Origin of the sequence: Pseudomonas sp. MYb13 (assembly GCF_002980075.1) — a bacterium.
Lineage (GTDB): Bacteria > Pseudomonadota > Gammaproteobacteria > Pseudomonadales > Pseudomonadaceae > Aquipseudomonas > Aquipseudomonas lurida.
On record NZ_PCQI01000015.1, the window covers coordinates 112415 to 133559 of the forward strand.

Annotated in this window: 19 protein-coding genes; 10 read left to right on the forward strand and 9 right to left on the reverse strand. The window is 61.3% G+C overall.

The window, feature by feature from the left end; translation table 11 throughout:
- Nucleotides 1-487 precede the first annotated feature (487 nt).
- From CQ002_RS22765 to CQ002_RS22775, 3 genes are all read right to left on the reverse strand, one after another.
- Nucleotides 488-1189, reverse strand: a complete 702-nt coding sequence (locus tag CQ002_RS22765) for an SDR family NAD(P)-dependent oxidoreductase (protein WP_034108688.1) — start codon at nucleotides 1187-1189, stop codon at nucleotides 488-490.
- Between the two features lie 20 nt (nucleotides 1190-1209).
- Nucleotides 1210-1413 (reverse strand): 4-oxalocrotonate tautomerase family protein, encoded by a 204-nt coding sequence (locus CQ002_RS22770; protein WP_105161487.1) that lies wholly within the window; start codon nucleotides 1411-1413, stop codon nucleotides 1210-1212.
- A gap of 255 nt (nucleotides 1414-1668) precedes the next feature.
- The gene (locus CQ002_RS22775; protein WP_034108683.1) at nucleotides 1669-2970 is read right to left on the reverse strand and encodes an OprD family porin; all 1302 of its coding nucleotides are present in this window, start codon (nucleotides 2968-2970) and stop codon (nucleotides 1669-1671) included.
- A 411-nt stretch (nucleotides 2971-3381) separates the two neighbouring features.
- On the opposite strand from CQ002_RS22775, the gene CQ002_RS22780 reads away from it, so the two are divergent.
- On the forward strand, nucleotides 3382-5466 hold the full coding sequence (locus tag CQ002_RS22780) for a TonB-dependent siderophore receptor (RefSeq protein WP_105161486.1): 2085 nt from the start codon (nucleotides 3382-3384) through the stop codon (nucleotides 5464-5466).
- Nucleotides 5467-5527: 61 nt separating this feature from the next.
- Here the strand turns inward: CQ002_RS22780 and CQ002_RS22785 are convergent, their stop codons facing one another.
- The 3 genes from CQ002_RS22785 to CQ002_RS22795 all read right to left on the reverse strand — a co-directional run bounded on the left by CQ002_RS22785 (nucleotide 5528) and on the right by CQ002_RS22795 (nucleotide 10115).
- Nucleotides 5528-5743, reverse strand: a complete 216-nt coding sequence (locus tag CQ002_RS22785; protein ID WP_034108679.1) for a hypothetical protein — start codon at nucleotides 5741-5743, stop codon at nucleotides 5528-5530.
- 234 nt (nucleotides 5744-5977) lie between these two features.
- On the reverse strand, nucleotides 5978-7084 hold the full coding sequence (gene aguA, locus CQ002_RS22790; RefSeq protein WP_034108677.1) for an agmatine deiminase: 1107 nt from the start codon (nucleotides 7082-7084) through the stop codon (nucleotides 5978-5980).
- Nucleotides 7085-7205: 121 nt separating this feature from the next.
- Complete coding sequence (locus CQ002_RS22795) at nucleotides 7206-10115, reverse strand: aminotransferase (RefSeq protein WP_105161485.1); 2910 nt, start codon at nucleotides 10113-10115, stop codon at nucleotides 7206-7208.
- Between the two features lie 151 nt (nucleotides 10116-10266).
- Here CQ002_RS22795 and rfbB point away from each other — a divergent pair, with 151 nt between their 5' ends.
- From rfbB to CQ002_RS22830, 7 genes are read left to right on the forward strand one after another with little or no spacing between them, the layout of a single operon-like run.
- The gene (gene rfbB, locus CQ002_RS22800; RefSeq protein ID WP_105161484.1) at nucleotides 10267-11349 is read left to right on the forward strand and encodes a dTDP-glucose 4,6-dehydratase; all 1083 of its coding nucleotides are present in this window, start codon (nucleotides 10267-10269) and stop codon (nucleotides 11347-11349) included.
- Nucleotides 11346-12221: a glucose-1-phosphate thymidylyltransferase RfbA gene (gene rfbA, locus CQ002_RS22805; RefSeq protein ID WP_034108672.1), complete on the forward strand. Its 876-nt coding sequence runs from the start codon at nucleotides 11346-11348 to the stop codon at nucleotides 12219-12221. Before rfbB ends, rfbA begins: the two co-directional genes overlap by 4 nt.
- Complete coding sequence (gene rfbC, locus CQ002_RS22810) at nucleotides 12218-12763, forward strand: dTDP-4-dehydrorhamnose 3,5-epimerase (RefSeq protein ID WP_034108670.1); 546 nt, start codon at nucleotides 12218-12220, stop codon at nucleotides 12761-12763. The genes rfbA and rfbC overlap by 4 nt, the downstream gene beginning before the upstream one ends.
- Nucleotides 12760-13629: a dTDP-4-dehydrorhamnose reductase gene (gene rfbD / locus CQ002_RS22815; protein ID WP_105161483.1), complete on the forward strand. Its 870-nt coding sequence runs from the start codon at nucleotides 12760-12762 to the stop codon at nucleotides 13627-13629. The genes rfbC and rfbD overlap by 4 nt, the downstream gene beginning before the upstream one ends.
- Before the next feature lie 36 nt (nucleotides 13630-13665).
- On the forward strand, nucleotides 13666-15474 hold the full coding sequence (locus CQ002_RS22820) for an ATP-binding protein (RefSeq protein ID WP_034108666.1): 1809 nt from the start codon (nucleotides 13666-13668) through the stop codon (nucleotides 15472-15474).
- A complete protein-coding gene (locus tag CQ002_RS22825) occupies nucleotides 15471-16856 on the forward strand; it encodes a sigma-54 dependent transcriptional regulator (RefSeq protein WP_034108664.1) in 1386 nt (461 codons plus the stop codon). The genes CQ002_RS22820 and CQ002_RS22825 overlap by 4 nt, the downstream gene beginning before the upstream one ends.
- 26 nt (nucleotides 16857-16882) lie before the next feature.
- A complete protein-coding gene (locus CQ002_RS22830; protein ID WP_034109361.1) occupies nucleotides 16883-17338 on the forward strand; it encodes a YiiD C-terminal domain-containing protein in 456 nt (151 codons plus the stop codon).
- 62 nt (nucleotides 17339-17400) lie between these two features.
- On the opposite strand, the gene cysQ is transcribed toward CQ002_RS22830, so the two are convergent.
- Nucleotides 17401-18237 (reverse strand): 3'(2'),5'-bisphosphate nucleotidase CysQ, encoded by an 837-nt coding sequence (gene cysQ, locus CQ002_RS22835; protein ID WP_034108662.1) that lies wholly within the window; start codon nucleotides 18235-18237, stop codon nucleotides 17401-17403.
- On the reverse strand, nucleotides 18234-18800 hold the full coding sequence (nudE, locus tag CQ002_RS22840; protein WP_025858594.1) for an ADP compounds hydrolase NudE: 567 nt from the start codon (nucleotides 18798-18800) through the stop codon (nucleotides 18234-18236). The genes cysQ and nudE overlap by 4 nt, the downstream gene beginning before the upstream one ends.
- Before the next feature lie 87 nt (nucleotides 18801-18887).
- Here nudE and yrfG point away from each other — a divergent pair, with 87 nt between their 5' ends.
- Complete coding sequence (gene yrfG / locus CQ002_RS22845) at nucleotides 18888-19550, forward strand: GMP/IMP nucleotidase (protein WP_034108660.1); 663 nt, start codon at nucleotides 18888-18890, stop codon at nucleotides 19548-19550.
- A 107-nt stretch (nucleotides 19551-19657) separates the two neighbouring features.
- On the opposite strand, the gene lysM is transcribed toward yrfG, so the two are convergent.
- Nucleotides 19658-20098, reverse strand: a complete 441-nt coding sequence (lysM, locus tag CQ002_RS22850; protein WP_034108658.1) for a peptidoglycan-binding protein LysM — start codon at nucleotides 20096-20098, stop codon at nucleotides 19658-19660.
- A 129-nt stretch (nucleotides 20099-20227) separates the two neighbouring features.
- Here lysM and CQ002_RS22855 point away from each other — a divergent pair, with 129 nt between their 5' ends.
- Nucleotides 20228-21115: a LysR family transcriptional regulator gene (locus tag CQ002_RS22855; protein WP_034108656.1), complete on the forward strand. Its 888-nt coding sequence runs from the start codon at nucleotides 20228-20230 to the stop codon at nucleotides 21113-21115.
- Nucleotides 21116-21145 lie beyond the last annotated feature (30 nt).

Below are 21145 nucleotides of genomic sequence, written 5' to 3' on the forward strand. Positions count from 1 at the left end.
CTACCCTGACCAACGTCGCTTGGTCATCCGAGTCGAAGCAGCCACATTCCTATATTTTCGAGAACCACAGCATGGGACGAAGGTGCGCCGCTAATATCATTTTAATGGCTTAGAGCCATCAAAATCGTCGCGAATAATGTTGGATCCCAAGTGAACTGTCAACGTATTGTCTCTTTTGCCGCCAGACGGCACTTCGCACCCAAAAAAGTCATTTAATTGACGACATTAATAGAGCAGGGAGCGCGCAATTCGGCCTTGCTGACGCCACCTGAACGGCAGGCGCAGGCACTGCATCGTGGGTGAACAGGGCGGTCGAGGGAGGACGATGGGGCGGCCGTGGCTGGGAGTTCGGACGCGGTTTTCAGCGGTGGTCGATGAAGGGCGATGGGAGTGGATTGTCGCCAGGACGGCGTCGTCTACGACATTGTCGGGAAGGTGCTCGCTACGAGGGGCTAGCGCCCGGCCGGGTTAGGCCGGGGCTTGTGTATCAATGACCCGCGCTTTGCCCCCCGTCCACATGCAGAATCTCACCCGTCACAAACCCAGCGTGCTCCAGGTAGATGATCGCCTGGGCAATATCGCTCACCTCCCCCATATGCCCAACTGGGTGCAATTGCCCCAACGCCGCGTGACTTTCCTCGCCGTGCATCGGCGTCTTGATGATCCCGGGGCTCACCGCATTTACCCGAATGCCGCGCTTGGCGTATTCAATCGCCAACGACTTGGTCGCCGAATTCAGCCCGCCTTTGGTGAGGTTGGCGAGCACCGACGGCACCCCATCGATGGCGTGGTCCGCCAGGCTGGTGGTGACGTTGACGATATGGCCAGCGTTGTTCTTTTCCATCTCGGCGAGGGCGAGTTGGGTGATGTAGAAAAAACCGTTGAGGTTCACCGCGAGGACGTTGGCGTAGTCCTCCTGGGTGTAGGCCGTGAATGGTTTGGCAATGAAAATGCCGGCGTTGTTGATCAGGCTGTCGATACGCCCGAAGGTGGCCATTGCTTCGCGGACGACACGCTGGGCAGTGGCCGGGTCGGCGATATCGCCAGCGACGGCAAGGATGTCCGGGTCGGTGGACGGCTGGATCGAGCGCGAAGTGGCGACCACGCGATAATCGAGGGCACGGTAAGCCTGGACCACGGCGGCGCCGATACCTTGGGACGCGCCGGTGACGATGACGACTTTTTTCATGAGGATTCTCCGGTAGGGATTCAGGCTTCGGATTTGCGGTATTCGGTGGTGGTGATGCCGGCGTAGCCCCAGTTATCGGTGTCGACTTCTTCGATGACGACGTGGGTCAGGTCCGGGCGTTTGTGCAGGACGCGTTCGAGGGTTTCGGTGAACTCGGCAATAACCTGGGCTTTTTGCTCGGGGGTAACGCCGTCACGGGTGATGCGCAGGCTGACGAAGGGCATGACGAAGACTCCAGCGGCCGGCCATCGGGATGATGGGCGGGCAGTGGGGCCAATTTAGAAGTTCATCGACAGAGGATAAAGACGGGCTGGGGTACTTCATTAATGCCGTGGTGTAACAGGTGTTCACGGCCCTTCCCTACGTATTCACACCGCAAGCCGCGGCCACGGAATTGATCAGTAGAAACCCCAGGCATAAAAAAACCCCGAACCAGTCGGGGTTTCTATCGCCCAGGATCAGGCGCGACCTGCGATCAATTAGAAAACGTTGATCGGGTAGTCGGCGAACAGACGGATTTCGTTACCGCCTACGTTGTACTGGTCAGCGTTGCTGGAAACGCGCAGCCACGAAGCACGAGCACGCAGGCTCAGGTCTTTGGCCGGACCGCTCTGGACCACGTACTTGAACTGGTTCCAGATTTCACGCTCGGTGCCGTCGCCGCGGTTGGTACCGTCGTCGATGTTGGTACCGCGCACATAGGCAACGTTGTAGGTCAGGCCCGGTACGCCGAAGGTGGCGAAATCGATGCCGTAGCCCACTTGCCACGAACGCTCGTCCTTACCGTTGAAGTCAGACCAGTAGGAGTTGGCCAGCAGGATGGTGTTACCGCCGTCACCGATGCCGCCAGCGTTGCGATAGCCGCCGTACAGGTAGCCAGTGTCACCGGTGCTGCGCTGGTGAGCGACAGTGAAGCTGTGCGGGCCAACGGCCCACGTGGCGCCCAGGCTCCAGATTTTGTTGTCGCGAGCGTTTTCGTCCTTTTGGTTTTCCAGGGCGAAGCTCTTGTCCAGCTTGGTTTTGTAGCCGTTGAAGTCAAACGTCAGCGACTGCTTCTCTGGCAGGGCCAGCACGTAGTTGACGTTGACGTATTGCTTCTTCAGCACGTCCTGCATGTCGGAGGCGTACAAGGCAGCCGACAGGCTCTCGGTGAATTTGTAGCTACCACCGATGTAGTCGATGCTTTTCAGGCGGCCGCTGTCGGTGCCTTCCATGCTCTTGCGCGCTTCTTTGGTGAAGTGACCCGCGTCCAGTTGCAGACCGGCGATCTCTTTGGAAACGATCGACGTACCGGTGTAGGTTTCCGACAACAGGCGAGAGTTGTCGTACTGCAGCACAGGCACGGCCGGGAACTGATCACCGTACTTGAGCACGGTGTTGGAAACGCGGAACTTCACGGCTGCGCCGCCCTTGGCCAGGTCGTGTGGTGCCGAGCCAGGGTTGTCAGTGGTGCCATTGCCCGGCTTGAAGAAGTCGATACCGCCCGCGCCGGCGCGACCTTTGCCACCGTCCAGACGGATAGCGTATTGGCCGATCACGTCAACACCCACACCGACGGTGCCTTGGGTGAAACCGGACTCGAGCTTGCCGATGAAACCTTGGCCCCATTCGGCTTTGTCTTGCTTGCCATTTTTGTAGTCACGGCTGATGTAGGCATTACGTGCGGCGATGTTCAGGTGGCTGTCTTCGATAAAACCCTTGGACTGGTCCTGGTCGTTTGCCATCGCTGTCGATGCGCTCAAAATCCCCAGAGCGATCAGACTCATCCGTTGCTTCAACATTTTCTTGTATTCCTTATTTCTGGTTGAGTACGCGCTGTGACACCAGGCTCCATGTCGCTTTTCTGGTGTCGACTGATTCCGGAAAAAAGAAGGCCCGCGGACGACTGAACATGCCGCGGGCCTTTTTTATTGGATGAGTCATGGCGGTTAGCCACAGGCGTTGGGCGCAATCCTAGTCGCGCCCGGAACTATGTGTCAATTTCGCGAATCGTCTGTATTTAGGCGAAATAATTCTAAGCAACGGCCTACAGCCGTTCTAAAAACGACAAAAAATTGCACCTGAAACGCAAGAAAACACATCTAGTAACATATTTCAAAGTCGATACGTTTGGGAATATATAACGCGCGCAAATGCAAAGCATTACCATTAACGCGCAGTTCTACTTCCTAATAATTCGGATGCATTCCTCCATGCCAGCCCCTCGCCTGACGCCCATCACCCTTGGGCTTTCTGTTCTGCTGTCTGCCGGTTTTGCCTGTGCGGCCACGACCTTGCCCGAAACCTCGATCAGCGCCGAAGCTGATGAAGACGACCCGCGCGTCAAGGAAACCAGCACGGCCACCCGCACCGCCACACCCGTGCGCTATGTGCCCCAGGCCATCGATTCAGTAAAAACCGAGAGCCTGCGCGCCTACGGTACCAATGACCTGGGCCAGGCGTTGAGCGGCATTCCCAACGTAAGCAGCGGTGCCGACACGCGCTTCGACAGTTTGCGCATCCGCGGTTTCGACGCGAGCAATGACTTCTATCTCGATGGCATCCGCGACGACAGCCAATACGTTCGCGACTTGCATAACATCGAGCGCATCGAAGTCCTCAAGGGACCGGCAGCCGTACTCTACGGGCGAGGCGGTCAGGGAGGGATCGTCAACCGCGTGAGCAAACTGCCTATCGCCGGACACACGTCGAGCATCGAGGCCCAAGGTGGCAGCAACGACCTGCGCAGTCTGTATGCGGACCTTAGCACCGACCCCACCGACAACATCAGCCTGCGCCTGAACATGGGCAATCAGGACAACAATAGCTTTCGCGATGGCGTCAGCGGCAATCGCCAACTGTTCGCGCCGTCGATGAGCTGGCAGCTCACGCCGGACCTGAACTGGCTGGTGCAATACGAATACAGCCGCTACAACCGCACACCGGACCGTGGCATTCCCGGGGTCAACGGCCGACCAGCGGACGTGAGCCGCAGCACCACTTACTTCGACAGCCGCGACTATATCGACGACACGTCGCAGTCCCTGCGCTCCAAGCTCGCCTATGAACTCAACGACAACTGGCAACTGCGCCATACCCTCGGCGTGTTCAAGCTCGACAGTGATTTCGATAACACCTACCAGACCGGTGTGACCGCTGCCAACCTCGTCACACGCCAGCGCTGGCAGCAAGACCTGACCACCCGCAACGTGTTCAACAACCTTGAGCTGGAAGGCGGCTTCAGCACGTTCGGCCTTGAGCACCGCCTGCTCACAGGCCTTGAGTTGGGTAGCCAGCGCCGCGATCCGAAGCTCTACACCGCCACCGCCGTCAACCGTGGCGGGCGGGTCGTGCCGAGCCTGGACCTCAACCAACCCAATCGCCACCTGAGCCACACCGGGTCGATGAGCCCTTCCAGCAACAACCACACGGAGGTCGAAAGTCGTGCCCTTTATGTGCAAGACCAGTTGCGCCTCAACGACCAGTGGCAAATCCTGGGTGGCCTGCGTTATGACCGTTTTGAAGTGGACACCACCAACCGGTTGCTCAACACCCAGCAGGACGTCAAGAGCCACAGCACCAGCCCGCGCTTTGGCTTGGTGTGGACGCCACTGGAGCACCATTCGTTCTACGCCTCGTGGAGCAAGACGTTCTCCCCGGCAGGCGGTGGCCTGATCGGCATCACTCCAAACGCCGCCGGCAGCGTCAACGACCTGAGCCCCGAGCTGACCAAGCAGAAGGAAATCGGGGTCAAGAGCGATTGGCTCGATGATCGCCTGAGCACCACCTTGGCGGTGTACGAGTTGGAACTCTATAACCGTCGCACCAGTGACCCGCTGGACCGCAGCATCACGCTGCTCAGCGGCTTGCAGCGCTCACGCGGCGTGGAGCTGACCGCCACCGGCAAGATCGTCGGCAACTGGTACGTACGCGGCGGTATCGGCCTGCAGGATGCCACGGTCGAGAAGGACAACAACGGCTTTGAAGGCAAGCGCGTCAGCGATGTGGCCAAGCGCAACGCCAGCCTGTTCGTCACCTGGAAACCGGAGATGGGCTGGTACGCGGAAACCGGCCTGACGCTGGTGGGCGACCGCTATGCCGACAGCCTCAACACCGTGGTGCTGCCGGGCTATGGCCGTTGGGACGCATTGGCGGGGTTCCGCCAGAAGGAATGGGATGTCAGCGCGGCGCTGAACAACATCGCGGATAAAACCTACTACGCATCGGCAACCAGTGTCGCGCAGATCCAGCCAGGGGACCCGCGCAGCCTGGTGGTCACAGGCACTTACAGTTTCTAACGCCACACATCCTGCCAATGTGCGAGCGAGCCCGCTCGCACATTTTTGGTCTCAGTGTTCTCTAGTTGTTTATCAGCTCGCACAACGCGTGCACTTCATCCTCGCTGAACAATCCCGCCGGGTAACGTTCGCTCATCATGCTGCGCCAGTCAGGCTGTCGCCGGATCTGTCGCGAGCCGTTTTCCTTCAACCAGAGCGCCAGCGCATGGATCGCGTCGCCGTTGACCCGCAAGGGGTGGCACGTTCGCGTGTACATCGGGTTGATATCCGCATTCATTTCAGCGCTCTCTCCTACTGCGTGAGCGGCTAACTTACTCAAGGTTTATGACAGAACTGCGCAGTCTTCACCCTGGGCCACTGTGGCAACACCGATACAAGAGCTATGCCAATGTCCCGTGTTCATAGGCATTCGGACACAAAAAAGCCCACGACCTGTCTGGGTCGCGGGCTTGTCGCAGGCGCTTGAACTGATCAGCACCGGATCGCCGTCATGGCGCTGTTACAACTGCACTCAATCTTTGTGCGGGGCGCACTGTTGTTGGGTCAGGCAATGGATATTGCCCCCCCCCAGTAACAGTTCGCGGCCCGGCACCATCACCACTTCGTGCTGCGGGAACAGGTCCTGCAGGATGGCCTTGGCCTGGCTGTCCAGTGGGTCGTCGAAACTCGGCGCGATAATGCCACCGTTGACGATCAGGAAGTTGACGTAGGAACCCGCCAACCGCACGGTCGGATTGCGCTCCTGGCTGCCGTCAACCGGGTCCACACCAGCGCACTCTTCCTCAGTGGCATACAACGGACCAGGGATCGGCATTTTATGCACTGTGAACGAGCGCCCCTGGGCGTCTGTGCTGCTTTGCAGCACGGCCATGGCGGCATGGCAGCGTGCGTAGTTCGGATCTTGCGGGTCATCGGTCCAGGCCAGCAACACCTCGCCCGGACGCACGTAGCAGCAGAAGTTATCCACATGGCCGTCGGTTTCGTCATTGAACAAGCCGTCCGGCAGCCAGATGATCTTATCCACAGCCAGGTTGGCGCTTAGCACCGCTTCGATTTCGGCACGGCCGAGGTGCGGATTGCGATTGCGGTTGAGCAAGCATTCTTCGGTAGTGATGAGCGTGCCTTCACCGTCGACATGGATCGAGCCGCCTTCCAGCACGAAGCCTTCAGTGCGATAGCGCGGGGCGCGTTCCATCTCGAGGATCTTGCCGCCGACCTGTGAATCGCGGTTCCACGGTGCATACAGGCCGCCGTCAAAGCCGCCCCAGGCGTTGAAGTCCCAGTTCACACCGCGTACTTCGCCGCTGTTGTTGATCACAAAGGTAGGGCCTGTGTCGCGCACCCAGGCATCATCACTGGACATCTCCACCACACGGATATTCGGCACATCCAGGCGAGCCCGGGCGTTTTCATACTGGCCGGCGGAAACGGCCACGGTGACCGGCTCAAAACGTGCGATCGCCTTGGCGACCGCCACATGAGCGGCCTGCGCCGGTTTGCCGCCCAGGCGCCAGTTGTCCGGACGCTCGGGCCAGATCATCCACGTCTGAGTGTGTGGCGCCCATTCGGCAGGCATGTGGAAGCCATCGGCGCGAGGGGTGCTGTGCAGGGTGGTCATGGCGATCAGGGCTCCGAATGGGGGAAAGGCCGACTTTATAACGGATAAAAATCGGCTTTAAAAGCGACTAAAGATCATAGTCAGAAAATATGACAGCATTTAATCGATAACAATCGATTATTTACAATTGCTCATCCAGCACCTTCGACAGCATGTCGACGAAGAAATCCACACTGCGCCTGGACGTGACCATCGGCGGTTTGATCTTGAGGATGTTCAAGTGATCCCCCGTGGGCTGCATGAAAATCCCCAAGTCCCGCAAGCGATCACACAATAACGTGGTTTCCTCGGTGGCCGGCTCCAGGGTTTGCCGGTCGCGCACCAGCTCCAGGCCGAGGTAAAAGCCGGAACCGTGGACAGCGCCCACCAGCGGATGACGCTCGATCAGTGCTTCCAGGCGCGTCTTGAAATACCCGCCGACTACCTGGGCGTTTTCCCACAGCTTTTCCTCTTCCATCACATCCAGCACCGCCATGCCAATCCGGCAACTCACCGGGCTGCCTCCCGATGACGAGAAGAAGTAGCCCTCGGCCTCCAGTGCTTCAGCGATTTCACGTCGGGTGATCACCGCGCCGAGGGGCTGGCCGTTGCCCATGCCCTTGGCCATGGTGATGATATCGGGCACCACGCCCTGCTCTTCGAAGCCCCAGAAGAAATGCCCCATCCGGCCATAGCCCACCTGCACCTCATCGGCGATGCATACGCCACCCTGGGCGCGCACACGCGCATACACCTGCTGCAAATAGCCCGGCGGCAACGAAATACCACCGGCATTGCCATACACCGGTTCGCAGATGAAACCGGCCAGTTGGCGGTTGCTCGCGGCAATTTTCGCCAAGTTGTGCTCCACACTCCTTACGTAGTCGGGCGCGCAATCCTGCCCACGGAATTCGCCGCGATAGGTATTCGGCGCGGTCACCGGGTGCACCCAGTCCGGGCGGCTGCTCAAGGCCTGCGGGTTGTCGGCAATCGAAGTCGACACCGCATCCGCCGCCACCGACCAGCCGTGATACGCCTCCAGCACGCTGAGCATGTCGCGCCCGCCGCTGTAGGCCCAGGCCAGGCGGATCGCCAGGTCATTGGCCTCGGTGCCACTGTTGACCAGGAACACCCGGTCCATGCCTTTGGGTGCCAGCGCGAGCAGGCGTTCGGAAAACTCGGCAATTGCCGCGTAGTGGAAGCGTGAGTTGGTATTGAGCAGTGACCATTGCCGCGCCGCCACCGCGGCCATGCGCGGATGACCGTGGCCGAGCACGGCCACGTTGTTGAGCATGTCCAGGTAGGAACGGCCCTGCATATCGATCAAGTGATTGCGCCAGCCGCGCTCGATGCGCGGCGGGTCGACGTAATAGTGCTTTTGCGAGCGGGCGAAACTGGCGTCTCGGCGGGCCAGTAGAGCCTCTGGGTCCAACTCGGTCTCGGCATCGCAGGCCAGCCCCAGCAGCGCGGCCGGCGATGGGCACAGCGCCTGCCATGCGGGTGCCCGGGATGGCGTGCAGAACAGCGGTGCGGGCAAGTCAGAGCGGCACAGTTGCACGGTGAGCGGGCCTTCCACTTCACCGATCACCTGGCCCTTGAGCACTGCGGCACCCGGTTTCAACAGCGCTTTTACGCCCCACAGCCGCACGTTCGCTTCGAGGTTGTGCACATGAAGTTCGCCGTTGGCTCCCCGTCGCACAACACCTGCAAACGGCGCTTCGACGGAGGTCCCCAACGGCACGTGCAGTTCGACGTGCAGTGGGAACGTTTCTGGTTCATTGGCGCTGTCGGGCCGGGTACGCGACAAACGGTACTGCCCATAGCGGCTTGCCGCCAGGCCATGCAGCGCGGCCGCATCCTGCAACAAGCGCTGGTCGATGCCGGGTTGTTCCCAGTTTCCAGCCTCGAAATGCGCGCTGAGCACGCCCAGGTCGATCAACGCGAACTCGCGCCCCACCAACCCCGGCAACAATGGCGCAAAGCCTTGCCCGGCGATCGGTGCCGGCGCCTGCCCGACGCTGCCTAGAATCGCCGCCTCCATCAGCTCGAACGGCACTGACGTCGCCACATGGAAGATTTCCCATTCATGCTCGGCGTTTTTCAACAGATAGCTGTTATCCGGGTCCAGGCGCTGCTGCTGCTCGCTGCTCAACACCAGCACCGCCGCGCGCGCGACGATCAGCGGCCACAGCGCCTGCAATTCTTCGTGCTGCAGCGGTGTCACCGCGTGACAGGCCTGGATCGCCGGCAAGATGGCAAAGGGATCGCCTTCGGCATGGTGCAGGAGGGCCGCGCAGGTTACCGACAGGTCGGCGATGCGCCAGGTCTGCACCAGGTCGCCGAAATCGATCACCCCTTGGACCTGCCAATGCCGCTGCGCATCGCGCTGCCAGACCACGTTGTCGTCAGTGATGTCCATGTGCACCGCTTGCCACGGCAGGCGCTCGGCCAACTTGCCAAGGCGCGTGGATACCTGCTCGGCGACTTGTTCCAATACGTCGCGATAGGGCAGGTCCTGCAGGGTAGCCAGCAAGTGGGTGATCAATGCCTGGGCGTGACGTGGGTCCCACTGCAAGGTGCGGTCCAGACCAGGGTGCTTGAAATCCGCCAGCGCCAGGTTCATTCGTCCGCACAGTTCGCCAAAGCCTGCAATCACGTCACGGCCCAAGTGGGGCAGATGGGTCAGCGGCTGGCCGTCGATGTAGCCCAGCAGCCGCAGATGCACGGTCTGGCCCTCCACCGCGACGGTGAGCAACTCTTCACCGGTGAGCGCCTTGATGACGTCGGGCACTTGCACGTGCGTAGAGGTTTTCAGGCTTTTGAGCGCCGCGTGCTGGGCCTGCAGCTCCACCGCCGCATAGTCACCCCGGCAGATCTTCAGAACAAAGCGGCCATGAGCGCTGTCGACTTTATAGTTGAGGTCTTGCTGGCTGCCCAGGGACTGCAAGGTGCCGGTGAGGCCGTAATGCTGCTCGAGCAAGTGTGCAGCCTGATCGGGGCCTACTTGCGGGCAAGGCAGACTGGCGCGGTGGATCAACGTGGCAAGCAACATTGTGACGACCTCTGATTTTTCAGGCGTCTATATCGCCACCTTTGAGGGGCGGAAGGCAACCCCCAAAGCACAGCGCGCTTGCACAGCCCTGCGTCACAACTCAAGCTATGCTTCATTCGCTTAATGTACGTCTAAGGAAAAGGCCCCCGACATGCGCATTCTCATCACCGGCGGCGCTGGTTTTATCGGCTCTGCCCTGATCCGCCACTTGATTGAAAACACCGAGCACGAAGTGCTCAACCTGGACAAACTCACCTACGCCGGCAACCTCGAGTCGCTGACCAGCATCGCGTCCAACAGCCGCTATGAGTTCGTCCAGGCCGATATCGTCGACCAGGCCACCGTCAGCGCCGTACTGGCGCGCTTCGAGCCCCAGGCGATCATGCACCTGGCGGCCGAGTCCCATGTGGACCGCTCCATCGACGGCCCGTCGGATTTCATCCAGACCAACATCGTCGGCACCTACAGCTTGCTCGAAGCCGCCCGCGCCTACTGGCAAAAGCTCGATGAGCCGGCCAAGCGTGCGTTCCGCTTCCATCACATCTCCACTGACGAGGTGTACGGCGACCTGCATGGCGTGGACGACCTGTTCACTGAAACCACACCGTATGCACCCAGCTCACCGTATTCGGCCAGCAAGGCGGCGTCCGACCACCTGGTCCGCGCCTGGCAGCGCACCTACGGCCTGCCGGTCCTGCTGACCAACTGCTCGAACAACTACGGGCCGTTCCACTTCCCCGAGAAGTTGATCCCGCTGGTGATCCTCAACGCCCTCGCGGGCAAGCCGCTGCCGCTCTACGGTGATGGTTTGCAGGTACGCGACTGGCTGTTCGTCGAAGACCACGCACGTGCGCTGCTCAAGGTGGTCACCGAAGGTGTGGTCGGCGAGACCTACAACATCGGCGGTCACAACGAGCAAAAAAATATCGACGTGGTGCGCGGCATCTGCGCCCTGCTCGAAGAACTGGCGCCACAGCGCCCGGCCGGTGTCGCGCAATTCACCGATCTGATCACCTTCGTCAAGGACCGTCCGGGCCACGACCAGCGCTATGCGATCGATGCCAGCAAGATCGAACGCGAGCTCGGCTGGACGCCGGAAGAAACCTTTGAAACCGGACTGCGCAAAACCGTGCAGTGGTACCTCGATAACCTGGAATGGTGCCGCAGGGTCCAGGACGGCAGTTATCAAGGTGAACGTTTGGGCAACACCGACTTGAAGGACCTGATTGCATGATGAAGGGAATCGTATTGGCCGGCGGCTCCGGCACACGTTTGCACCCCATTACCCTGGGTGTGTCCAAGCAACTGCTGCCGGTGTATGACAAGCCGATGATCTACTACCCGATCTCGGTGCTGATGCTGGCGGGTATCAAGGACATCCTGGTGATTTCCACACCGCTGGACTTGCCGCAATACCGCAACCTGCTGGGCGATGGCAGCCAGTTCGGCGTGCGTTTCAGTTACGCAGAGCAGCCGTCGCCCGACGGACTGGCCCAGGCGTTCCTGATTGGTGAGGAATTTATCGGCGAAGACCCGGTGTGCCTGATCCTGGGCGACAACATCTTCCACGGCCAGCATTTTGGCGACCAATTGCGCACCGCGGCCGAGCGCGCTTCAGGGGCCACGGTGTTCGGCTACTGGGTCAAGGACCCGGAGCGTTTCGGCGTGATCGACTTCGACAAAGAGGGCCGCGCCCTGTCTATCGAAGAGAAACCGGCCAAGCCCAAGTCGCCCTATGCGGTCACCGGCCTGTATTTCTACGACAACGACGTGATCAAGATCGCCAAGGCGGTCAAGCCTTCACCTCGTGGCGAGCTGGAGATTACCGACGTCAACAATGCATACCTCCAGCGTGGCGACCTGCACGTGGAGCGTTTCGGCCGCGGCTTTGCCTGGCTTGACACCGGCACCCACGACAGCTTGCTCGAGGCGTCGACCTATGTGCAGACCATCGAACACCGCCAGGGCTTGAAAGTGGCGTGCCTGGAAGAGATTGCCTACGAAAATGGCTGGATCGACCGCGACTATCTGCTAGAGCGCGCCAAGTACTTCGGCAAGACCGGTTATGGCCAATATCTGTTCACGCTCGCAGGGGAAACGCCATGAATGTAACCGCCACTGCGCTGCCCGGTGTACTGATCATCGAGCCGAAGGTTTTTGGCGATGAACGCGGTTTTTTTTATGAGAGCTACAACGCTCGGAATTTTGCGCAAGCCACCGGGCTGCAAGCGCAATTTGTCCAGGACAACCACTCGCGTTCGCAAAAGGGCGTGTTGCGCGGTTTGCACTACCAGATCGAACATGCCCAGGGGAAACTGGTGCGTGTGACAGCTGGCGAAGTATTGGACGTCGCGGTGGACATCCGCCGCAGCTCACCTCACTTTGGCAAGTGGGCCAGCGTGCGGTTATCTGCTGAAAACAGCCGACAGCTGTGGATCCCACCGGGGTTCGCCCACGGGTTTGTGGTGCTCAGTGACTATGCTGAATTCCTGTACAAAACCACTGATTACTACACCCCCTCCGCTGAACGCTGCATTCGCTGGAACGATGCTGATCTGGATATCGATTGGGAGTTTGCCGGTGATCCGACGCTGTCGGCCAAGGATCAAAACGGCAAAAGCCTGAAAGAGGCAGACCTTTTCCCATGAGGATCCTGATCACCGGCCAGCACGGCCAAGTCTCCCGCGAGCTGCAACGTCATCTCCAGGGCCTGGGCGAGCTCATCGTCCTGGGCCGCGACCAGCTTGACCTGGCCAACCCCGACCAGATCCGCCAGCAAGTGCGGGCACACCGCCCCGACTTGATCATCAACGCCGCGGCCCACACGGCTGTCGATCAAGCGCAAAGCGAGCCGGAAGTGGCGTTCGCGATCAATGCCACGGCCCCCGGCGTTCTCGCGGAGGAAGCCAAGGCCCTGGGCATCCCGTTGATCCACTACTCCACCGACTACGTGTTCGACGGCAGCAAACCGGCGCCCTATACCGAAGCCGACACGCCGAACCCGCTCGGCGTCTACGGCCAGAGCAAACTGGCGGGCGAACAGGCGATTGCGGCCGTGGGCGGCGAACACCTGATCCTGCGCACCAGCTGGGTTTACTCCAGCCACGGCAAGAACTTCCTGCTGACCATGCAGCGCCTGCTGCAGGAGAAGCCGCAGATGCGTATCGTCGCCGACCAGATCGGCGCGCCTACCTGGGCCGGCAGCATCGCCAGCAGCACCCGCTCGTTGATCGAGCGCTGGCAGGCAGGCGAGCCGGGTGAATGGGGCGTCTATCACCTGACCGCTGGAGGCGAAACCTCCTGGTTCGGCTTTGCCCAGGCCATCGGCGAGCACCTGCGCCAGCAGGGCAAAGCATGCGCCGACCTGGAGCCGATCCCCTCCAGCGCCTACCCGACGCCTGCCAAGCGCCCGTTGAACTCGCGCCTTGATTGCACTCGCCTGCAACAGCAATGGCACGTCAGCCAGCCGCACTGGCAAGACGCATTGCGCGAGTGTCTTGCACAGCAGCACTAGGCATAATGCGCCTGTACCCACAGGCGCACGACTCCCATGACCCCACCCCTCCCGCGTAGACCCCGCTGGCGCAGCCTCGCCCTGCTGGCGTTGTGCCTGGCGCCGCTGCTGTGGCCGCTGGAGCACCTGGCCGAGCGCTATTACCGCAGCGAACTGGCCGGCCAGAACCGCCAGACCCTCGACCTCTACGTGGCCAACTTGCTGGGCACCCTGCACCGCTATGAAGTGCTGCCGCAAATCCTGGGTGACCTGCCGGCCTTGCGCACGGCACTGGACGCGCCTCACGTCAGCACCAACCTGGTCAATGCCAACCTGCTGCTCAAGGACGTCGCCGCCCAGGCCGGGGTGGAGGTGATGTACCTGATGGACACCACTGGCAAGACCCTCGCCGCGTCCAACTGGGATAAACAAGACAGCTTTGTCGGGCGTAATTTCTCGTTCCGCCCCTACTTCAGCGAAGCCATGGCCGGACGCCTGGGGCGGTTCTTCGGCCTGGGCACCACCTCGGCCAAACGCGGTTACTTTTTCGCCGCTGCCGTGCGCGATGGCAATGCGATCATCGGCGTGCTGGTGGTCAAGGTCGACCTGGACCACACCGAAAGCCTGTGGGGCAATACCCCGGAACAGCTGCTGGTGACCGACCACAACGGTGTGGTGATCCTCACATCGCGCCCGCAATGGCGATTCCGCGCCACCCGGCCGCTGACCGCTGAAGAGCGCCAGGCCATCATCGCTATCCAGCCCTACCCGACCCGCGACCCGCAACCGCTGGCCCTGAGCTCCACGGCGTGGCTGCGCCAATCCACGGCCATCGCCGAGACCGGCTGGAATGTGGAAATTCTCGCACCGCGTTCGCTGATCAACCGCCCGGTGCGTACGGTGGTTGCGGTGGGCGGCGCCACGCTCCTGGTGTTGATGTTGCTCCTGGGCCTGATGATGCAGCGCCGCCGCCATTACCTGGAACGCATTGCCTTTGAAGCCAAGGCACGTCGGGAGCTGGAAGCCCGCGTGGTCGAGCGCACCAGTGACCTGGAAGGCCTCAACCGTCGCCTCAAGCAGGAAGTGCTGGAGCGCGAACATGCCCAGCAGGAGCTGGTGCGGGCCCAGGATGATCTGGTGCAGGCGGGAAAACTGTCGGCGCTGGGCACCATGTCGGCGAGTATCAGCCACGAACTCAACCAGCCCCTGGCGGCCATTCGCAGTTACGCTGAAAACGCCGAAATCCTCCTCGACCACGAGCGCACCACTGACGCCCGGGGCAATCTCAAGCTGATCAGCGAATTGACCGGGCGCATGGCCTCGATCATCGCTCACCTGCGCGCCTTTGCCCGTCGCGACCGCCACGCGCCCGAGAGCGTGGCCCTGCAACCGGCGCTGGACGATGCGCTGGCGTTGCTGGCCAAGCGCAGGCGGTCGATGGAAGTGGAGCTGATCCGCGATCTGCCCGAAGCCACCTTATGGGTACAGGCCGGTGAAACCCGCCTGCGCCAGGTACTGGGCAACCTGCTGGCCAACGCCCTCGACGCCCTCACCGAAAAAGGCCCGCCGCGCAAACTGTGGCTGAGTGCCGAAACCACCGAACAGGGCGTCAACCTGTACATTCGTGACAACGGCCCTGGCTTTTGCATGGAAGCCCTGGGCCGCGCCAGCGAGCCGTTCTACACCACCAAGACCCGCACCCAGGGCCTGGGGTTGGGGCTCGCAATCTGTGACACCCTGATGCGTGCCTTTGGCGGCGAACTGCTGTTTGCCAACCACAAGGAAGGCGGCGCGCTGTTAACCTTGAAATTGCGTGCCGGCTCGCCGGGCGTCAGTCTGCAACCGTCCGAGGACCGCAGTGTATGAGTATCGATAACCAGATTCAGGTGGTGTTGATCGACGACGATCCACACCTGCGTCAGGCCCTGTGCCAGACCCTGGACCTGGCCGGGCTGAAAGTCCTGACCCTGGGCGAAGCCACCGGCCTTACCGCGCGCCTGTCGCGGGACTGGCCAGGCGTGGTGGTCAGCGATATCCGCATGCCTGGCATGGACGGCCTGGAGCTGCTGGCCGAACTGCATGGCCAGGACCCGGAGTTGCCGGTGCTGCTGATCACCGGCCACGGCGACGTGCCGCTGGCGGTGCAGGCCATGCGCGCAGGTGCCTATGACTTCCTGGAAAAACCTTTCGCCAGCGACGCCCTGCTCGACAGCGTGCGCCGCGCGCTGGCCCTGCGCCGCCTGGTACTGGACAACCGCAGCCTGCGCCTGGCCCTCAGTGACCGCCAGCAACTGAGCACCCGCCTGGTGGGGCACTCCCCGCAAATGCTGCGCCTGCGCGAACAGATCGGCGCCCTGGCCGCGACCAGGGCCGATGTGCTGATCCTCGGCGAAACCGGCGCCGGCAAAGAGGTGGTTGCCCGCGCCTTGCATGACCTGTCCAGTCGTCGTAGCGGCCCCTTTGTGGCGATCAACGCCGGGGCATTGGCCGAATCAGTGGTTGAAAGCGAGCTGTTCGGCCACGAGCCGGGCGCTTTCACTGGCGCGCAGAAACGCCGTATCGGCAAGTTCGAATTTGCCAACGGCGGCACCTTGTTCCTCGATGAAATCGAAAGCATGAGCCTGGACGTGCAGGTCAAACTTTTGCGCCTGTTGCAGGAACGGGTGGTGGAGCGCCTGGGCGGCAATCAGTTGATCCCGCTGGATATCCGCATCATCGCCGCCACCAAGGAAGACCTGCGCCAGTCCGCCGACCAGGGCCGCTTCCGTGCCGACCTGTATTACCGCCTCAACGTCGCGCCGCTGCGCATTCCACCGCTGCGCGAGCGCGGTGAAGATGCGTTGATGCTGTTCCAGCACTTCGCCGATGAAGCCAGCAGCCGCCACGGCCTGCCACTGCATGAACTGCAACCGGGCCAACGCGCACTGCTGCTGCGCCACAGCTGGCCGGGCAATGTGCGTGAGTTGCAGAACGCCGCCGAACGCTTCGCCCTGGGCCTGGAACTGGCGCTGGACAGTTCGCCGGATAACCCATCGGCTGGCGTCCTGACCTCTACATCCGGTGGTCTGAGCGAGCAAGTCGAGCAGTTTGAAAAGAGCCTGATCGCCGCCGAACTGACCCGCCCCCACAGCTCCATGCGCAGCCTGGCCGAAGCCTTGGGCGTACCGCGCAAGACGCTGCACGACAAGCTGCGCAAGCACGGCCTGAACTTCGCCGACAGCGCCAGCCACAGCACTGACGACGAATGACCGTCACCACTCGCCAAGAGGCCACCATGAGCCGCGACAGCCGTTACCTGGAATCCATCCTTCACCATGACATCCCCCTCACCCGGGAAATGGGCCTCAAGGTGCTCGACTGGCAACACGGCCAATTGCAGCTGCACCTGCCGTTACAAGCCAACATCAACCACAAGAGCACCATGTTCGGCGGCAGCCTGTATTGCGGCGCGGTGCTGGCGGGCTGGGGCTGGCTGCACTTGCAGTTGCGCGAAGCAGGCATTGAAGACGGCCACATCGTGATTCAGGAAGGGCAGATCAGTTACCCGCTGCCGGTCACGCGGGACGCGACGGTGGTGTGCCAGACACCGGAGGAGAAGGTATGGAAGCGGTTCGTGGCGACCTACAAGCGCTACGGCCGCGCACGCCTGACGCTGGAGACGTGGATTGTGAATGAAGGCAGTGAGGAGCGCGCAGTGGCCTTCACCGGCCAGTACGTCCTGCACCGTTAGAAGCCACAATACAAAGCACCTGTGGGAGCAGGCCTGCTCCCACCTGTTGATACGCTGGGGCCCTAGGCGCGAGCCAGGGTCAGCAACCGCTCACGCCAGGCAGCCTTCGCTGGCAACGCCAGGAAGAACGGGTTCAGCAACGATTCCCGCGCCGGGTAGCTGAACGGCGCACCGCTCAACTCCAACACTTCGCCCCCCGCGCCTTCCAGCACGCCCTGGGCCGCCGCCGTGTCCCACTGTGAAGTCGGCGCTAGGCGCGGGTAGCAATCGGCGCTGCCCTCGGCCAACAGGCAGAACTTCAACGAGCTGCCGATATTCGCCAGCTTCAACGCACCCAGGCCCTCGCTCAGGCCGTCCAGCAGACGCTCCTGCTCCGGGCTGGTATGTCGACGACTGGCTACCACGGTAAACGACTCGCCCAGCGCCGGGGCCTCGCGCACTTGAATCTGCTTGGGCGCCGCATTCACATCCGAACGCCAGGCGCCCAAGCCGGCGCCACCGAAGTAGCAACGGCCGCTGGTGGGCATCGACACCACGCCAAACACCACGCGTCCCCGCTCGATCAGGGCGATGTTCACGGTGAACTCTTCACTGCCGGCGATAAATTCCTTGGTGCCGTCCAAGGGGTCCACCAACCACCAGCGCTGCCAGCCGGCGCGGACGCTCTGGTCGATGTCGGCGTCCTCCTCGGACAGCACCGGAATACTCGGATCCAGCGCGGTGAGGCCCGCCAGGATCAGGTGGTGAGCAGCCAGATCCGCTGCGGTCACGGGGGAATCGTCGGCCTTGGAGGTCACGGCCACGTCGGCGCGCCAGTACGGCAATATCACTTCACCGGCCTGGCGTGCCAGCTCAATCACAGGGGCAATAAACGGATGGCCCAAAAACAGTTCGCTCATGCGATAAACGCTCCTCGCTGGGTCAACAGGTCTCGTACCAGGTACAGCGCAGCCAGGGCGCGGCCTTCGCTGAATTGCTCGTTTTGCGCGAGCAACGACAGCTCACGCAGGTTTACCCGGTCCACACGCATTGGCTCAGGTTCATCGCCTTCCAGGCGTTCTTCATAGAGATCGGTGGCCAGTACCACCTGGATTTTCTGGCTCATGTAGCCAGGCGACAGCGACAGCTCGGTAAGGTGTTCCAGCTGACGTGCGCCATAGCCGGCCTCTTCCTTGAGCTCGCGGTTTGCGGCCGCCAGTACATCTTCGCCGGGCTCGATCAGCCCCTTGGGCAACGACAATTCATATTCGTCGGTACCGCCGCAGTATTCTTCCACCAGCAACGCATGGTCCGCGTCGATCATCGCCACGATCATCACCGCGCCATAGCCGGCACCGCGGCCCACCAGGCGCTCGTAGGTCCGTTCAACGCCATTGGAAAAGCGCAATTGCACTTCCTCCACGCGGAACAAACGGCTACTGGCGACTATTTCGCGGGCGAGGACGGTGGGTTTCTGGCGCATAAGCGGCTCCTTGGCGTGATCGGGTTACTATACCGTGGCTTTTCCGATTGTCTGTGTCGGATATCTTTACTTACATGAGACCGCACCATGCCCTCTTTGCCCTGGCACGCCATCGACACTGTCCTGCTGGACATGGACGGCACCCTGCTCGACCTGCATTTCGACAACCATTTCTGGATGGAACACCTGCCCCAGCGTTACGCCGACCTGCACGGGGTAAGCCGCGCGATGGCAGAGATGGAGTTGCAGCCCCTGTTCGAGCGTAACGCCGGACAGTTGCAATGGTATTGCCTGGATTTCTGGAGCACAGAGCTGAAGATCCCGGTGCGCGAACTCAAGCTGGAAACCGCTCACCTGATCGCGCTGCGCCCGGATGCGGACACCTTCCTGGCGGCGATCAAACGAGCCGGCAAGCGCGTGATCCTCATCACCAATGCCCATCGTGATTCTCTTTCATTGAAGCTGGAACGCATTGAACTGGCGCCGTATTTCGAACGATTGATCAGCTCCCACGATTACGGGTTCGCCAAGGAAAACCCGCAGTTCTGGGACGCCCTGCAAGCCGACATCCACTTCGACCCCGCCCGCAGCCTGTTTATCGACGATACGTTGCCGATCCTGCGCAGTGCCCAGGCCTTTGGCGTGGGGCATTTGCTGGCAGTGAAGGAACCGGACAGCAAGAAGGGTCCGAAGGACACGGGGGAATTTGCAGCGGTCGACAACTATCGCGACCTCATTGCCGGGCTCTAAACCAATGTGTAGCGGGCTTGCTCGCGAGTGCGGTGTATCAGCAACACATCCAGTGACTGACACTCCGCTTTCGCGAGCAAGCCCGCTCCCACATTTTGCGCTGCGTTTTACTCAGGAATGCGCAATGTCTGCCCTGGGTAGATTTTGTCCGGATGCGACAACAGCGGTTTATTGGCCTCGAAGATCTTGTTGAACTGGTTGGCGTTGCCATACACCGCCAGGGAAATCGCGCTGAGGGTGTCACCCTTCTTCACCACGACGAAACGGGCGGCGGCAACAGCCCCGCCGGATACGGTGATCTGGTCATCCACGCTTGCCACACCGGCAATATTGCCCAGTGCCAGCAGGATCTTCTCTTTCTCTTCTTGGGTCGCGACTTCACCCGTCACGGTGACCTTGTCGCCCTCCACCGTGGTGTGCACATTCGGGCTACCCAGCCCCACCTTGGCGACGTGGTCCTTCAATTGCTGACTGGCGTTGGCGTTACCCGGCGTCAACAGGTCGACAATCTTTTCGCCGGCTTCCTTGATAAAACTGAAAATACTCATGGTGCGCTCTCCTTGGATTTGAGTTCCTGATGCCCAAGACTAGACCAGTCGCCAAGACTTGGGTTCCGACCCGACCAAAGACCCAAACGCGCTAGAATCCACCGCCATTGGAATAAGCCTGGAGCGAAGATGGACATCAAACAGCTGAAATTCCTCATCGCCCTCGACGAGACCCGTCACTTCGGCCAGGCGGCGGCGCGTTGCCACATCACCCAACCGACACTGTCGATGCGCCTGCGCAGCCTTGAAGAAGAGCTTGATCTTCCCCTGGTTAACCGCGGCCAGCGCTTCGAAGGGTTCACCGCGCCGGGTGAACGCGTGCTGGCCTGGGCACGCACGGTACTGGCGGCGTATGACGGCCTGCAGGCTGAAGCGGCGGCCTGTCGCGGCAACCTGGTGGGTACGTTGCGCCTGGGCGTGGTGCCGCTGTCGAGCTTCGATCCCTTGGCGTTGATGCAGCAGCTGCATAAAGAGCACCCGAGCCTGCGCTTTGAACTGTCGGCACTCAGCTCCGAACAGATCCTGGAGCAACTGGCGAGCAATCGGCTGGACCTGGGCGTGTCCTACCTGGAGCGTTTGGACACTGAACGCTTCGACTCGCTGGCCTTGGGCGAAACCCGCATGGGCCTGCTCTACGATCAGCGTTTCTTCAGCTTTGGAGACACGCCGCTGAGCTGGGAGGCCTTGATTGAGTTGCCATTGGGCATGCTCACCAGCGGCATGCACTTTCGCCAGTCCATCGACCACAACTTCCACAGCCGTGGGCTCAACCCGCAACCGCTGCTGCAGACCGATGCCGTCCATCAGTTGTTGCAAGCCGTGCACGGCGGCCTGTGCTGCGCCGTCATGCCACTGGACGGTGGCCTGGATGCACTCACTGAGCACTTGCGCCTGCAGCCGATCGAAGACGCCCACACCTTGGCGCGCCTTGGACTGATCATGCGCCGCAGCGCACCGCGCTCAGCGCTTGCCGAGGCGTGTTTCGCGCTGTATCAGAAATCGCAAAAAGACTCTTGATCGACGTCATCTATCGGTAGATCAGTACTG